Below are 14,418 nucleotides of genomic sequence, written 5' to 3'. Positions count from 1 at the left end.
GCCAAACGCCTGCTGGAAGCAAGGATACCTGCCGAAGCGCATCGTCACCGACAAGCTCCGCTCCTATGGAGCGGCACGGCGGCAGGTCATGCCTACTCGACCATCGATCGCACAAGGGGCCCGAACAATCGTGCCGAGAATTCGCATTTGCCGCTGCGAAAACGTCAGCGGATGATGCAACGATTTCGCTCACCGGGTGCGTTGCAACGCTTCACCAACATCTTCTCGGCCGTGCGAAATCTCGTCGTCCCTTCACACCCAACGCGTTCCGCCATCGCGGTTCACCTGCATCGTCTCGATGCGTTCGCCCAACGGAAAATGGCTACTGCAGTGACGGCCTGAGCCCGCATCATACCGCAAACGCACCTAGAGAAGTTAATTTGACATCGCCCTTTTCGCCGATCGCACCTTGGTCGTTGGCACTCTTAGCACGACCCCCGTCAAGGTCCACTCCCTGCCCGCCTCTCACGGCATAGCCGCTGGGACGGGTTAATTGGTTTCTCTGCGTTCCGCGTCCAGCCAGTTTTCGAGCTTCAGTCCGGGATACGCCAGGAAGTCCCGCGTGTTGTTGGTCACCAATACCGTGTCCAGAGCGATCGCATGCGATGCGATCAGTTTGTCGAGATGATCTTTCTTCCGGTCTCTCGTCGCCATTCGAACCGGACCGTAGGCACGCGCTGCTGCGATCCCAAACGGCTCTACCGTGATCAGCTCGGCCAGGGCGGTGAGATTATCAAGTTCTCGTGCCGGATCATCGGATGCGGAAACACCGTACTCGAGTTCCGCGAAGGTGATGGCGGACATCACCACGTCCCCTACATAGCAACTGGCAAAGCGGCGAGCGACCTGCTCCGGCTGGTTTTTCATCAGGTAGATACACATGTTCGTATCGAGCATGTAACGCGCCATCAGATCTTATCCCGCTCCTCTTGCTCATGGGACTCTCTTCCGTTGCGCATGAAATCCGGAGAGAAGCGGGCGAATACATCCAGAACGCCGGCCAGGGAGCGATGCACAGGACGGATGCGAAGCTCGTCGCCGATGCGCTCGATTTCCAACTCAACATCGGTTCGCTCAAACGCCAGTTCCGCCGGTATGCGAACCGCCTGGGAATTTCCATTCTTGAACGCTTTAGTGGTGTGCATGTCATCAACCTTGTGTGTACGTGGATGTACTATATCCTAGGCTTTCCACTTTGTACATCCTTAGTGTGTACGTTTAGCGCTTGGACGGGCGCATCTCGCAACAGGTTGAGGTCGCTCGTGCCGAATCGTGTGCTGGTCCACCCGCCAGCGGGTATTGGCCCATTCGGGTAACAGTTCGTTCCTGTCCCGTCCAAATCTAGACAGACGATTGAGAGCGCGATGCCGCGCTCACATTTGCAAGGAGCATCCGTAGAAGGCGTATGCGCGTCTCACCCGTGACATGCCGCTCTTACGATAGGCCGGTGCTTGCGCCAATGTCGCCGGCAGCCGCGACTTCGACGGCGTAGTGCGAAAGGCGGTGAAATGTTCGCCGCCGATCTGTGTTGTATCGAGATTGCGATTGGCATGACGGGCACCTATGTCGTCGACCGTGACAAAGGGCGGTGTATTGCAGATGTATGGCTGATCTCCGCTTTGCGGCGGATCTCCGCAACCGACATCCTGGCGATCGTTCCTCCTGGCCGAAGGCGAGCCGACGCCGGACCGCGGAGCTCGCTGCGGAAATTGTCTCGCTATGCCCTCTCTAAAAGAAAATTCAATTAGGCACGAAAGGCCTTTCGATGGAGCCGGAAGTTTGTTGGCGCGGCAGCTTTTTGGCTGTTGACGGGCATATAACGATTCTATATCCGTTCCGACGGATTAAAAGCAAAATGCATACATAAGTCCGTCAGGAGGTAAATTTTGCTCATTTTGAGAATCCGCGCATGGTCAAGGGGTCCAACTTCCTTGTCTCGGCGATTGAATGAGGGGGTCGAGTACATCTTTGGCGTCCCCGGCGAGGAAGCCCTCGACGTCGTCGCTCCTGCTCCATCTGCATCAAGTCGGCGCCTTCCTGTCACGATGAGGACACCGGCACTCTCTCAAAAGAAGGATACTGTCACGATGGTCCGTACCCGCAGAAGCCATTTCAGGAGACGAGATCACCGGCGTATATTGTCCCACAGATGGAACGCGCGCCACGTTTTGAACTCGAAGCAACTCGAGCTGATCCTCAACACACTCATTCCTGAACACACCCATTCCTGAACCTTGGAGAATAAAACATGACCTCTAATATAAGTATTGGCTCGCCAGCCCCGTCGATCAACGCGCAGCACTGGCTCCGCGGCGATCCGCTTTCCAACTTCCAGCTCGGCAAGATCTACATCCTCGATTTCTTTTCGACTACCTGCGGATATTGCGGGCCGGTGCTGTCCCACTTGGCGCAGGTGCAGGAGGAATTCAGCGACATGGGAGTTGAACTCATCGGGGTCGCAGCAAATGAGGAAGCTGAAACGGCTAACGAGGCCCTAGCTCAGGTGGACAAATGGGTAACCAAATGGCTCCCGAATACGAAAATTCGGATCGGGTTCGACCACTCAGGCGAAATGGCTAAGCATTGGCTGTTAGCCAGCCTGTCTTTCCATCTTCCACAGGCGTTCATTGTCGGCCGAGACGGCAGCATCGCCTTCATAGGTGATCCGGACATGCCCGTGCTGCAGACCCTGGCGGAGTATAAGGGTGAGCAGGGGTGATGTCAGGTTAACTCGCCATGAAGCGACCGGCTGGTAGTTGATGCCAATGACCCAGCCGAGTATAATGATCAATGTAATAGACATTCCCAAATATTAGCGATCGCTTCTCGCAAAGTATATTTGCCGGAAGGCGATGTTGTCGCCGCTGACCTTCTTCCCTGGGTTGGTGTCCACTTTGTGGGCGGGCACAAAAGCTACATGCTCAACAAAGGTGCAGCGATGCTGACGCGACGGGTAGCGATGCCTCTCTGGAATCCACTGCTTTTAGGAGGCACGCCATGTGTAATGAGTTGATCCTCATCATCGATGACGATCCGGAAACGCGTGCTCTACTAAAATTTTACCTTGAGAGAGAAGGTTATAGAACCGTGGAGGCTTCCGATGGAGAAATAGGCCTTGCGCACCATATGAAGCTGAAACCCGATCTCGTCATGCTCGAAGTCTCGTTACCCCGCCGGAACGGCTTTGAGGTATTGGCTGAAATCAGGCGTCGCGGCGACACGTCGGTGATTGTGGTGACGTGCCGGGACAAGCCTATTGACGAACTGCAGGGCTATCGATGCGGAGCAGATGATTACATTGTCAAACCGTTCGAACCGGACGTAGTGGTAGCCCGTACCACAGCGGTTCTACGGAGGGCCGGTGGTCGCATCGCCAATCTGCCAATCCGCCTTGGAAAACTGACTGTCGACCAGTCAGCACGCGCCGCATGGGTAGATCAACCGACCGGACGAAAAGATCTGCAGCTGACTCAAACGGAGTTCAAGCTTATCGCTCGTCTGGCTCGTTCCCCCGGCCGCGTGTTCGAGCGTGGTGAACTGATTGACGAATGTTTTCCAGACAATGTACCGCTCGACCGGACGATAGATACTCATATGTGCAATCTGAGATACAAACTCGGTGCCGCAGGCGTGCGCGGCATGCTGGTCTCCGTCAGGGGCATTGGATACCGAATGGACAATACAGATGGTTAAATTTAAAGCTAGAAATTTGCAAAAAATGATCGTTCGCGCTCGTGTGCAAAAGCTACAATCTTCTTCACGATACTGGATGAACTGTCTCCGGACGCCTCCGAGTCGCCCTGGACGGTTGTCGCCGCACTCAGTTTAATGGCAATAATCGGTCTTATTCCCGCCGCCGTTGTCGGCCGTCGGCCTAGCCCAAGACATCGTGAGTGCTCTGCCACCCATTCGATAGCCGCCGGTGATTATCCGTGCGTGTCACACCGCCCCCGAACTCGTTCGAGGATGCCTATGCTTTTACCGCCAATATTAACGCGATGGCCGAGCGCCTGGAGGAGTTTCAAGCAGACCTCAGATACTGGAACTCAGCGATTGCGCATGAAGTCCGAACGTCCTCGACCGTGCTATTAGGCAATCTGCGTGGACTTTCGACCGGTGTAATCGAACCAAGCCCGGAGCTATTCGCTCGCATGATTCCCTATCTCGACTATCTTGATTCTATCATCAACGATTTAGAGAATCTTCTTCTAATTGAAATAGGTGGCCTGGCTGATGCCCTCCTTGCGGCAGATCTCAGCAACCAAGACACCTTCATCACCTTGCTTCAGAATGAATGCCTTCTGCGCGTCCGAAAATTGCGATGTCTTCATCGTCTTCCCTTCTTTCCCTGCGAGGAAAATGCACCGGAAAACTCTAACCAAAACTGGTCTAGTTTGAAGGGTTCAGATCAGAACTTCGTCAGCGGTCGGTGATAGCTTGAGCTTGATCACATTGTGGAACAGTGGCGCACATGCGCTATGCAGGCGGCCTCAAAATCTGATTGCCGTAGAGCTTCTTGTAACCCCCATAGCCATCGGTATGCACCACACCACTGGAGTATGCGAATTGGTCAGCCTCAACATTTCCACGTACAAGTTCGAGATTTTCTACCATTTTGATCTTAAGATCATGACGTTTATGAATTGCGAAACCACAAAATACACGCGTCTACAAGAACATCTACCGGATCTATAACATCAGTACCTTTGAATATGTCTCGCGATGCGCTAGACAGCTCACTGCATCCAAGTATAATAGCGTCAGGCTTGAGGCTTCGTGTTCGCGCTACCAGTAATGCCATTTTAAATCTGGCGCGACTTATATTTCCGCTCTTGACGTCATCAATGACCCTTGCTGCGTCTTGTTGGATTGAGTCGACGTCAGGGACGGCGCCCCCCCAGCCTGCAGCTGAATGTCCATATAATTTGCGTTCAATATTTGCTTCCATTCCTAAGACAATTGTTCGCAGGTTATCTATATCCGTGCCGTTATGCTGATGTATAAAGTCGCGGGTAACCTCAACCATACTAATGAAATTTATTGTTAGAGCATTTGCAATATCGGACGACCAAAAATGTGCCGTATTGCAGGGAATGGCTATAGCTCCACATCCAACTTTCTCGAGCCATTGCGCGCGTTCCAGGATTTGCCGTAAAGGCGCGTCGCTGGCGATAGATATTGCGTGTGATCGATCAGAAATGTTGGGAAGTGATAGAGCAATAAATGGGACGTGCTCTCGATCTGTCTCCCCGCCACTCTTTTGAGCCAAAGCCTGCAGAAATTTGGCAGTTGCTAGGCTTTCCATTCCTCCTATCACTCCAAGTGGCTTCTTTAACCCAGTTATATGGGGAGGACAGGCATTTGCTTCCCGTTTTCCGTTAAGCATCAGAAAAACTCATCTTAGGGGAGAGTGGATTCGGTGACACATGAGTGCACCGCGGGCGACTGCAATCGAATTTTTTCTGTTCACTGATCAATCATTGCTGAACGTCCCTTTAGTTGGTCTCGGCAGCAAAAGGCCATGATAGTCATCATCGGTGTCTCCTTGTTGCCGTCTGTATGGGCTTAGTAAGTTCAAGTCGCGTGGAGGTTCGATGGAGCGATCATGGACGCGCGGCCTAAAGGGCGAGCGCATCAAGTTCCGCCGCGCGTTAGGTCACGGCAACAGCACATCGCCGCTTTAGCAGATGCCAGGTGCGGTGACCCGCCGGCTTCCGGGCGGTCGATGACCGCAGCGCAGCAGCGCACAGATCCAGGTCGCGAAGAGCTAGCGATAACGTCGCCCACAGGCACGTCAGGCTTCTCGTGCGCACTAGGAGGTTCGGTTGTGATGCCGTGGTCTGTGGGAGACAGTGCTCCCTGCCTTTAATGCCAATCGTTGAATGTGGGATAAACGAGATCTTCGGTCTGTCCGTCGAAGCCTTTGGTATCGATTTCGGGAGTTGCCGGATCGCTTCGGCTAATTGCGCGTCGGAACTTGCGTGTGGACGGCGCGACGGCGCAGATCCTGACAATCGCCGAGGACAAGGCTTTCACCGACGATGTCCCTTTGTCTGCAGGAGCGACGTACCATCGAGATTTAGACCGGCTCCCGAAGGCTAGCATACCCTTTCCGGCAACTCAGTCGCCTTGCGGACCGCTTGAGCTGATCCTTAGGGCCTCGAGCATACGAGCCAATGGCGAAGGTCGTGGCGCGTTGTCGATTGCTTCTTCCCGTGCGAGGCCACACCGACATGGGGGATCGTTCCTCCTGGCCGAAGACGGGTCTACACCTGACCGGAGCGGATCGTCGAGCTCGCTGCGCCCTCGCGGAGTGAAAACGAGCCGATGTTAGCCGCGGCACCATATTGGACCTCGACATTGCATAAAATAGTCGATATGAGCTCCACATGACGGCATTACACCGTCATTACGATAATAATCCGTCAAGATGGACACGTCGCAATGGCAGCCCGTACCCGCAGAGACTTCTTCAGAAGACGAGATCACCAGCGTTTGTTGTCCAACCGATGGAACGAGCGCCGCCTTTCGATATCGGAGCAACTCGAGCAGATACTTGGCAGGAAGGGCTCATTCCTCGAGCACGGAGCGCTGGCTGAAAGACTGTGGAGAACAAGAAATGACCTCTAGTTTAAATAGCGGCTCTCCAGCCCCGTCTATCAAAGTGCAGCACTGGCTGCGCGGCGATCCGCTTTCCAACTTCAAGCTGGGCAAAATATACATCCCTGTGTTCGTTTCGATTACCTGCAGTGGTTGCGGGCCGGCGCTGGTCCGCCTGGCTCAGTTGCAAGAGCAATACCGGTACATCGGAATTGAGGTCATCGGCATTGTAGCAAATAAGCGGACTGCAACGGTTGACGAGGCCCTAGCTGAGGTGGACGCATGGGTGACCAAATGGCTCCCGAATGCGAACATACGGATCGCGTTCGACTACTCAGGCGAAATGGATAAGCTCTGGATGGATGCCAGTCTGTCTTTCCAGCATCCACAGGCGTTTGTTGTCGACCGAGACGGCAGCATCGCGTTTATCGGCCACCCGGACTCGCTCGAGGACGTTTTGCCAAAAGTGACTGACGGAAGCTGGCGCGCCAGCGCGGAAGCAAAAAATGCCGAAAAGGAGCGGATTGCTGAAGGCGAGATCGATGCAACGGAGAACGCGTTGCGTCGTCGAATTCGGGCGGCGACAGACATTGAGGATTGGAAGTCGGGATGATGTCCCGAGAGGTGGTGTAGCTCGATAGCGGTGGTCATCGGCTTTTTCCGGTAGGGTTGGGTTGTTCAAGCACAACCTGATGGAAAGACCACCGATGACCAATGACATGATGGACCTGCGCTCGCTTGTTGAGAAGAGCGCTGATGCGGATTTACTGCGCGAGATGATTGGCTTTGCGGCCGAGAAGTTAATGGAGCTGGAGGTTGGCGCGAAGACCGGTGCGGCCTACGGCGAGAAGAATGACTTTCGACTTGCTCAGCGTAACGGATATCGCGATCGCGACTGGGAGACCCGAGCTGGAACTGTTGAACTTCGAATTCCAAAGCTACGCACTGGCAGCTATTTCCCGAGCTTTCTGGAGCCGCGCCGCATGGCTGAGAAGGCTCTAACCGCGGTGATCCAGGAAGCCTATATCCAGGGTGTTTCGACCCGCTCGGTCGATGATCTGGTCAAGGCGATGGGCATGAGTGGTATCTCCAAGAGCCAGGTATCTCGGCTTTGCGAAGAGATCGACGACAAGGTGAAGGCCTTCCTTGAGCGTCCGATTGAAGGCGACTGGCCATACCTTTGGATCGATGCGACCTATCTTAAAGTCCGGCGCGGCGGCCGTATTGTGTCTGTCGCGGTTATCATCGCTGTGGGCGTCAACACGGACGGTCGCCGCGAGGTTCTTGGCATGGAAATCGGCACCTCTGAAGCCGAGCCGATCTGGACGGAGTTCTTGCGCAAGCTGACCCGGCGCGGTCTGCGCGGCGTCAAGCTGGTCGTCTCCGACGCACACGAAGGCATCAAGGCCGCCGTGTCGAAGGTTCTCTCAGCAACCTGGCAGCGCTGCAGGGTCCACTTCATGCGCAATGCATTGGCTCATGCCGGCAAGAGCGGCCGACGCGTGGTCTCAGCCTTCATTGCAACGGCCTTTGCCCAAGACACGCCGGAAGCCGCCAGCCAACAGTGGCGCAACGTTGCCGATCAGATCAGGCCGAAAGTGCCGAAACTCGCCGGCCTTATGGACAGCGCCGAGGAAGATGTCCTCGCATACATGACCTTTCCTAAGCAGCACTGGACCAAGCTGCACAGCACGAACCCGATTGAGCGATTGAATGGAGAAATCAAGCGAAGGACCGAGGTCGTCGGCATCTTTCCAAACGACGATGCCATCGTCAGACTCGTCGGCGCTCTCCTGCTGGAGCAAAATGATGAGTGGGCTGTTCAGCGCTCGCGCTACATGACACTTGAGACGATCGCCACAATGAGTGATGATCCGCTCATCAACTTGCCCGCGGCAAGTTGACCTGCTCCCGGCCTTGACCGGAAAGCTCGACGATCGAACGAGCTACACCACCTCTCGGGACATCATCGAAGTCGGCGCTCTCGGTAATTGAAGAAAGCATCAACCTTTTCCCGGACAGGATCTCTTTGCGCCAGTCGCAAGTCTCGATGTTGATCGGAGAAATGCGCGACATGGAGGCGGGCTGGATAGCATTAGGGCAATTCGCTCGCGATGCAATTGAACGAAACTCTGAAGATTGGCTTTTCGCGGCGATGGAAGAACTCTTCGGTCCACACTATGATTACTCGGAGCTTCCATTTGCAGAACGCTTGTCGCTGGGCAAGGAGCTCTCCGAACGTATCCTGATACTGTGTGCACAGCAAGATGCGCTCTCACGGGCTGAGTCTTACGAAACGATTGCTTATTACTACAATGAGAGCGGCGATAACGGCCTGGCGGTGGGGTTGATCGAGCTTGCTTTGAATTTGGTAGACGGAGGGCCACTTCCAGACGAAGATAAGCAGGAATGGCTGGCGCATTTGCTGCGGGTCCTGACGGAATATAAGGGCGAGGCGGCTTTTTACGGGGGAATCATGCCTCCGCCGAAGTAGCCTTGAAAGTAGCAACCTGTTGGCGCTGCTCAGGCAGCTCCAACAGGAATTCTGACGAACATTGGAGCAAAACGCATGCAGATCCAACCCGATCGCTCGCTTCTTGCGCGAGCTTCCGCAATGGGTCGTGGCTGTGGACCGGTCCCAGTTCTTCGCGAGAGAACATGGCCATTATTCGAGTGCGCCCTGAAGGTCGTGGGTCTGTTAGCCGAAACGTCAGATGCGGACGGCCTGAAAAAGGAGGCCTTATAGATCTGCTGCTGCCCACCAACTACTAGGGACCGCAGGGCGACGCTCCTATATGCTTCGACAGATCAACGATTCCCGTTGCTGCTGACGCTTGCAAGACGTCCAGTGCTTCATGCCGGTACCTTCCCCCCGCTGTTCGTGCGGTAAAGTATTGCGGGCTGACAATCGCCGCTGAGAAGTCTTCTAAATGCCTCTTAAGTCATTCGCTCCCGGCAGCGCCCGCCGGTCACCTTTCGCCCTTTCACCGCATAGAAGTGTCATCATGTCTGGACAATCATTGCCGACGCTGCCGATGTGGCGCGTCGATAACATCGAGCCCTCACCCGAAATGTTGACGCTATGCGCCAACGGTCCGATCCACCGCGTGCGCTTCCCCTCGGGGCACGAAGGCTGGTGGGTAACAGGCTACGACGAGGCTAAGGCCGTCCTGTCCGATGCGGCCTTTCGGCCCTCGGGAATGCCTCCGGCGGCATTCACCCCGGCCACGGTTATTCTCGGTTCCCCTGGGTGGCTGGGCTCGCACGAGGGCATCGAGCATGCCCGCTTACGCACGATCGTGGCGCCGGCCTTCAGCAGCGGAAGGCTGAAGCTGCTCGCGCAGCAGGTCGAGGCGATCGCCGCACAGTTGTTCGAAACGCTGGCGGCCCAGCCCCAGCCCGCCGACCTGCGCCGTCATCTCTCGTTTCCGCTTCCGGCCATGGTCATCAGCGCGCTGATGGGCGTGCCCTATGAGGATCACGCCTTTTTCGCCAGGCTGTCCGACGAGGTGATGACGCACCAACATGAAAGCGGCCCGCGTAACGCGGCGCGCTCGGCCTGGGAAGAATTGCGCAGCTACATTCGGGGCAAGATACGAGACAAGCGTCAGGATCCGGGTGACAACCTTCTGACGGATCTGCTCACAGCGGTTGACCAGGGCAAGGCGAGCGAGGAAGAGGCGGTCGGCCTGGCGGCCGGCATGCTGGTGGCCGGGCACGAGACAACCGTCGCGCAGATCGAATTCGGCCTGCTGGCCATGTTCCGCCATCCGCAACAGCGTGAACGTCTCGGCAGCGATCCATCCCTGGTTGACAAGGCGGTGGAGGAAATCCTGCGAATGTACCCGCCGGGCTCGGGCTGGGACGGCATCATGCGTTATCCGAGGACCGACGTGACGATCGCGGGCGTGCATATTCCCGCGGAGAGCAAGGTGCTGGTCGGCTTGCCGGCGACGTCATTCGACCCACGCCATTTCGAAGACCCAGAAATCTTCGACATCGGACGCGACAGAAAGCCGCACTTGGCTTTCTCATACGGGCCGCACTACTGCATCGGCGTGGGGCTGGCCAGAGTGGAACTCAAAGTGGTGTTAGGTTCGATCTTCCAGCGCTTTCCTGCTCTACGCCTGGCCGTGGCGCCCGAAGAACTAAAGTTGCGCAAAGAGATTATCACTGGTGGGTTCGAGGAGTTTCCGGTGCTCTGGTGATTCATGGACACCAGCGGGATCGCAACCTTCTTGAAATGCGCAGGAGCTATCGAGACCGCCCTCCATTAGCGGTGGTGATCGGGGCGGATTGCAAGACATGTCGGCCACCCTACAAAACCCCTCCGCATAGCGACAACGAAACATGTGCAATCTCGAAGGCTTAGCCGCACCAAAATCGAGTTGCATCATCACGAGGTAGCCAAGGTTCCGAACAAGACACATGCCGCAGCCACGTTACGCCAGGGAGTGAGGGTTCCGGATATTTTGTCCGCAACGTTCAAAGAGAGTGGCAGCCGGTCGACAGCGCAAGTCGCAGCTTCGGACCTTGTTCACGCCCTCTCCCGCAGCCTTTAGCAGCGCGTTGTTCCATTTTTATGACAGATAAGCTCCGGCTTTAAGATATCGACGCCTCGGCGACGCGGAAATGCATCCGCATCTCGCTGGTCTCGGCTTCACGACCGAGCAGTGCTCGTCGGTCAACGGAGCCGTTGAGGAAGCTGATATCGTCACCACGGTAACGGCAACAGTGCGCGACCATCCTGTCGGACAACCATGTCAGCCTGGCATCCACATGAACGCGGTGGTGGGGATGCCTGGCGAGACGGAACTTAGCAAGGATATCCTCCTGCGCTCGGACATCTTTTTGGAGTATCCGCCACAGAGCCGCATCGAAGGCCAGATCCAGCAGTTGCCGGTCCAGCATCCTCTATCGAACTTTGATGACTGGTAGAGTGGACGGCCGTGGAAGCGCCGACCAGATCACGGTGTTCGACAGCGTCGGCTTCGCCATCGGCGCAGAGATGCAAGGCGGGATGGTGGTTCGAGCGTATGAGGATTTTTGGCCACATAGTGCGGTCGGCAACAAGATACCGACCCCACTGGTGAATTCGGAAAGCCGCGAGCCCGCTTCACGAAATATGCGGGAAAGTCCGAAGAGCCGAGTCGATGTAACGATGCGGGTGCCGCCCATATCTGTGAGGTGCGTGCGCGATCTACGGCCACGAACCAGCGCCAGACGGACCTCATCGGTCACGCCGCAAGCCAGCATCCGACCGGAGGCACTCTCCACGAACAACTGTCCCGAATTACCGCACTATTTAGCATTCGCTTGCATGCGCAGACTGCGATGATACCGTTCGCCGACAACCTGGGGGGATCGCGTATGACAATTGAAGAGCTGATCGATATACAGGAAGCAGGTTCAAGAGCGCGGGTGCTCGGCCTGAAGGCTCACGAGAACCCATACCTCGCCGCCCACAGGACGCCTACTGGTGATGGCAGCGCTCTCGGAGATCGGCTTGCGCGACACGACGCGTGGAAGTTCGGTTGGGAAGCGGAGGACGCTAGCCGCGAAGGAAGGGTTGTTTCGCACTTCCAGGAATTGGCCTCTGCCAAACGGCGTTCGCATGATGCGTAACGTTATTGTGGTGGTTCGCTAGCGACGAGAAGTTTTCAGACCCGTCGCGGCAAAGGATCGGCATTTTTTCACCATCGGGTCGCCGCCGGCTGCCCAACTGCGGTGCAAACTCGCGACGGCCCACAATCAGCTTCCGAATCTGGCAGGAGCGTTCAGCCGGTAGGGAAGCTCCTAGGGAGTGATGCACTGATCATTCCCAAGCGGAGAGCGACGGACAAACATTCGAGAATTGCCTCGGCGCGATACGCTCATGGCCCGCAGGTTGGGCCAGGGCGTTCGAGAAACCTGCGGAGGCCGTTGAGCGGCCGTCGTCTTGAAGGAATCGGCCGAAGAACGGCGCGGCCTGAGCTCATAGTCTTGACGCCTTAAGGATGGTGGAACTCGAACGTCAAACAGGATGCAACCGCGCGTGGCAGCGCACAATGCTGGTGAATGCCTTCCGGGGCACTTGGCGGAGTTCGGTATCGCGACGCGACAGGGCATTGCCGGAGTCGGAATGCTTATGTGACACGGATCAAGCACCGGCACATAGCGCGAGAAGGTGTCGATCACCGTCAGAACCCGCAACTTCTTTCCGGTCGCCAGCTGGTCGTGAACGAAGTCCATGGCCATGCCTCAACCCTCACGCTCTAAGAGCACATGCCCCCGACGGTAGCCGTAGCGCACTCTCGCAGATCTCGCGAATACGCCGTTCCAAGCCGGCCTGATCGGCACGGCGAGAGATGTAGTGTTAGCTTGAACGATCGAAGTTGAGCGTCCAATGACGGCCAAGGGCGTGCGTTATCGACATCATCCGGCCTCCACCCAATTCCTGCTCGCTTAGCGGCTCCGCTCCAATACGGCTATCTGCCTATGCAATCGCTGCCTTGGATCGAACCGGCTCAACGCTGCTTTTCCTTGATTTTCTCCGGAAGAAAGGAAGGCCACTATAATGAGGACAGGTAACCTTAACTATCTCCGCTCTTGCTCCCACTTCGGCTTGCGACGGGGGTGGGAGCTGGCGGCGACACTTGCGGCGAAAGGCTCACCGGCTCGGAAGAAAGGACCTGGCTTGCCGCCAGTGCGGTTTCCAGCTCGCGTTCGTCGTGCGATGAGAGGCCAAGTTTCAGGGCTCGGATCGCGCCGAGGTCCGCTCTCGCAAGGTTCCTCCTGGCCGAGATGGACGAAGCCGCAACCTTCCTCGATCGCAAGCCGCCAGTGGTCGTTGACGATCAGCTCACATCGATTTAGCGCAGACTGCTACTGCGCGACTAATCTCGGTACATAATTCAGCCTCCGGACGATCTTTGATGCGCAACTGTACCAGCTTGATGCCGAGAGGGTACCAGTCGGGCAATCCACTCGGCGCTGTCGACGATCAGGTAAAACGGGTCGCGCTTCAAGTGAACACCGCCTTTCCGATCACCGGCGTGGAGGGTACGGCCATGTCGCGCGGCTCCATCAGTCCGGCGTTAAAGGCTTGATTGCCGGCGGCGATTGCCGCGGCAAAGGCGGCTGCCATCGCGGCGGGATCTGCCGCGCCGGCAACGGCGGTGTTGAGCAGAACCGCATCGAAACCGAGCTCCATGACCGCAGTTGCGTGCGACGGCCGACCGATACCGGCATCGACGATCAGCGACACGTCAGGGAAATGGGCCCGCATTGCTCTGAGCGCCGTGGGATTGAGCGGCCCGGCGGCACTGCCGATCGGTGCGCACCAAGGCATGAGCACCTTGCAGCCGGCGTCCAGCAGTCGTTCGGCCACAACCAGATCGTCCGTCGTGTACGGGAAGACTCCAAAACCTTCACCGACGAGAATGCGAGCCGCCTCGACGAGACCGAAGACATCCGGCTGTAACGTATCATGGTTGCCGATAACCTCGAGCTTGATCCAGTCGGTGGAGAACAGCTCGCGTGCCATCCTTGCCGTCAGCACCGCTTCCGCGACGCTGTGGCAACCTGCGGTGTTGGGTAGGATACGAACGCCGAGCGCGCGGACCATTTCGAAGAAGGTGCCCCCACTGCGGCCGCCAGACATTTCACGACGAAGCGAGACGGTGACGATTTCCTTCGCCGATTGCCTTACAGCCTCGGCGAGGACGGCAGGAGAGGGGTATCGCGCTGTGCCAAGCAGCAGACGGGAGGTAATTTCGGACCCATAAAGCGTCAGCATCAGTCAACCTCCCTGCATCGGCGACAGGATTTCGATTCTGT

Annotated in this window: 11 protein-coding genes and 6 pseudogenes; 9 read left to right on the top strand and 8 right to left on the bottom strand. The window is 56.7% G+C overall.

Annotation, left to right across the window (positions count from 1 at the left end):
• Positions 1-16 precede the first annotated feature (16 nt).
• Positions 17-342 (top strand): annotated as a pseudogene (locus tag HJB84_RS28035) (DDE-type integrase/transposase/recombinase); the annotation flags it as partial.
• Positions 343-489: 147 nt separating this feature from the next.
• Here HJB84_RS28035 and HJB84_RS28030 read toward each other — a convergent pair.
• Positions 490-909, bottom strand: coding sequence for a type II toxin-antitoxin system VapC family toxin (locus HJB84_RS28030; RefSeq protein ID WP_018496488.1), 420 nt, complete (start codon positions 907-909; stop codon positions 490-492).
• Entirely contained in the window at positions 909-1,145 is a 237-nt protein-coding gene (vapB, locus tag HJB84_RS28025) for a type II toxin-antitoxin system VapB family antitoxin (protein ID WP_168277105.1), read from the bottom strand. The genes HJB84_RS28030 and vapB overlap by 1 nt, the downstream gene beginning before the upstream one ends.
• Positions 1,146-2,248: 1,103 nt before the next feature.
• Between vapB and HJB84_RS28020 the strand changes: the two genes are divergently transcribed.
• Positions 2,249-2,719, top strand: coding sequence for a TlpA disulfide reductase family protein (locus tag HJB84_RS28020; protein WP_168277104.1), 471 nt, complete (start codon positions 2,249-2,251; stop codon positions 2,717-2,719).
• 278 nt (positions 2,720-2,997) lie between these two features.
• A complete protein-coding gene (locus HJB84_RS28015; protein WP_168257815.1) occupies positions 2,998-3,693 on the top strand; it encodes a response regulator transcription factor in 696 nt (231 codons plus the stop codon).
• A 518-nt stretch (positions 3,694-4,211) separates the two neighbouring features.
• Here the strand turns inward: HJB84_RS28015 and HJB84_RS28010 are convergent.
• From HJB84_RS28010 to HJB84_RS28000, 3 genes and pseudogenes are all read right to left on the bottom strand, one after another.
• A pseudogene (locus HJB84_RS28010) lies at positions 4,212-4,331 on the bottom strand (transposase); the annotation flags it as partial.
• A gap of 78 nt (positions 4,332-4,409) precedes the next feature.
• A pseudogene (locus HJB84_RS28005) lies at positions 4,410-4,575 on the bottom strand (transposase); the annotation flags it as partial.
• A gap of 61 nt (positions 4,576-4,636) precedes the next feature.
• Positions 4,637-5,386, bottom strand: coding sequence for an aspartate/glutamate racemase family protein (locus tag HJB84_RS28000; RefSeq protein WP_221941065.1), 750 nt, complete (start codon positions 5,384-5,386; stop codon positions 4,637-4,639).
• Between the two features lie 1,233 nt (positions 5,387-6,619).
• Between HJB84_RS28000 and HJB84_RS27995 the strand changes: the two genes are divergently transcribed.
• The 6 genes and pseudogenes from HJB84_RS27995 (at position 6,620) to HJB84_RS33785 (ending at position 12,225) form a co-directional block, all read left to right on the top strand.
• Positions 6,620-7,213: a redoxin family protein gene (locus tag HJB84_RS27995; RefSeq protein ID WP_221117542.1), complete on the top strand. Its 594-nt coding sequence runs from the start codon at positions 6,620-6,622 to the stop codon at positions 7,211-7,213.
• 94 nt (positions 7,214-7,307) lie between these two features.
• Positions 7,308-8,504, top strand: coding sequence for an IS256 family transposase (locus HJB84_RS27990; RefSeq protein ID WP_182566505.1), 1,197 nt, complete (start codon positions 7,308-7,310; stop codon positions 8,502-8,504).
• Positions 8,505-8,650: 146 nt separating this feature from the next.
• A complete protein-coding gene (locus tag HJB84_RS27985) occupies positions 8,651-9,094 on the top strand; it encodes a hypothetical protein (protein WP_221117541.1) in 444 nt (147 codons plus the stop codon).
• 511 nt (positions 9,095-9,605) lie between these two features.
• Positions 9,606-10,808: a cytochrome P450 gene (locus HJB84_RS27980; RefSeq protein ID WP_168260228.1), complete on the top strand. Its 1,203-nt coding sequence runs from the start codon at positions 9,606-9,608 to the stop codon at positions 10,806-10,808.
• A gap of 398 nt (positions 10,809-11,206) precedes the next feature.
• Positions 11,207-11,596: pseudogene (locus tag HJB84_RS33790) on the top strand (ornithine cyclodeaminase); the annotation flags it as partial.
• 374 nt (positions 11,597-11,970) lie between these two features.
• Positions 11,971-12,225 (top strand): CrpP-related protein, encoded by a 255-nt coding sequence (locus HJB84_RS33785; RefSeq protein ID WP_131702558.1) that lies wholly within the window; start codon positions 11,971-11,973, stop codon positions 12,223-12,225.
• Positions 12,226-12,729: 504 nt separating this feature from the next.
• Here HJB84_RS33785 and HJB84_RS27970 read toward each other — a convergent pair.
• The 3 genes and pseudogenes from HJB84_RS27970 to HJB84_RS27965 all read right to left on the bottom strand — a co-directional run.
• Positions 12,730-13,015 (bottom strand): annotated as a pseudogene (locus tag HJB84_RS27970) (IS3 family transposase); the annotation flags it as partial.
• 262 nt (positions 13,016-13,277) lie between these two features.
• Positions 13,278-13,607, bottom strand: a pseudogene (locus HJB84_RS33780) (thiamine phosphate synthase); the annotation flags it as partial.
• Positions 13,604-14,377, bottom strand: a complete 774-nt coding sequence (locus tag HJB84_RS27965; RefSeq protein WP_221117540.1) for a thiazole synthase — start codon at positions 14,375-14,377, stop codon at positions 13,604-13,606. The pseudogene HJB84_RS33780 and the gene HJB84_RS27965, both read right to left, overlap by 4 nt.
• Between the last annotated feature and the right edge of the window lie 41 nt (positions 14,378-14,418).

This window comes from Rhizobium sp. NZLR1b (assembly GCF_019685155.1).
In the GTDB taxonomy this organism is placed as follows: Bacteria; Pseudomonadota; Alphaproteobacteria; order Rhizobiales; family Rhizobiaceae; genus Rhizobium.
The sequence above is the reverse complement of the archived record's forward strand: the minus strand, read 5'-3'. Positions and strand labels throughout refer to the sequence as shown.

Bases quoted from the DNA above. Each gene is read 5' to 3' on its own strand.
- HJB84_RS28030 (WP_018496488.1), bottom strand. From the start codon at position 909: ATGGCGCGTTACATGCTCGATACGAACATGTGTATCTACCTGATGAAA.
- vapB (WP_168277105.1), bottom strand. From the start codon at position 1,145: ATGCACACCACTAAAGCGTTCAAGAATGGAAATTCCCAGGCGGTTCGC.
- HJB84_RS28020 (WP_168277104.1), top strand. From the start codon at position 2,249: ATGACCTCTAATATAAGTATTGGCTCGCCAGCCCCGTCGATCAACGCG.
- HJB84_RS28015 (WP_168257815.1), top strand. From the start codon at position 2,998: ATGTGTAATGAGTTGATCCTCATCATCGATGACGATCCGGAAACGCGT.
- HJB84_RS28000 (WP_221941065.1), bottom strand. From the start codon at position 5,386: ATGCTTAACGGAAAACGGGAAGCAAATGCCTGTCCTCCCCATATAACT.
- HJB84_RS27995 (WP_221117542.1), top strand. From the start codon at position 6,620: ATGACCTCTAGTTTAAATAGCGGCTCTCCAGCCCCGTCTATCAAAGTG.
- HJB84_RS27990 (WP_182566505.1), top strand. From the start codon at position 7,308: ATGACCAATGACATGATGGACCTGCGCTCGCTTGTTGAGAAGAGCGCT.
- HJB84_RS27985 (WP_221117541.1), top strand. From the start codon at position 8,651: ATGTTGATCGGAGAAATGCGCGACATGGAGGCGGGCTGGATAGCATTA.
- HJB84_RS27980 (WP_168260228.1), top strand. From the start codon at position 9,606: ATGTCTGGACAATCATTGCCGACGCTGCCGATGTGGCGCGTCGATAAC.
- HJB84_RS33785 (WP_131702558.1), top strand. From the start codon at position 11,971: ATGACAATTGAAGAGCTGATCGATATACAGGAAGCAGGTTCAAGAGCG.
- HJB84_RS27965 (WP_221117540.1), bottom strand. From the start codon at position 14,377: ATGCTGACGCTTTATGGGTCCGAAATTACCTCCCGTCTGCTGCTTGGC.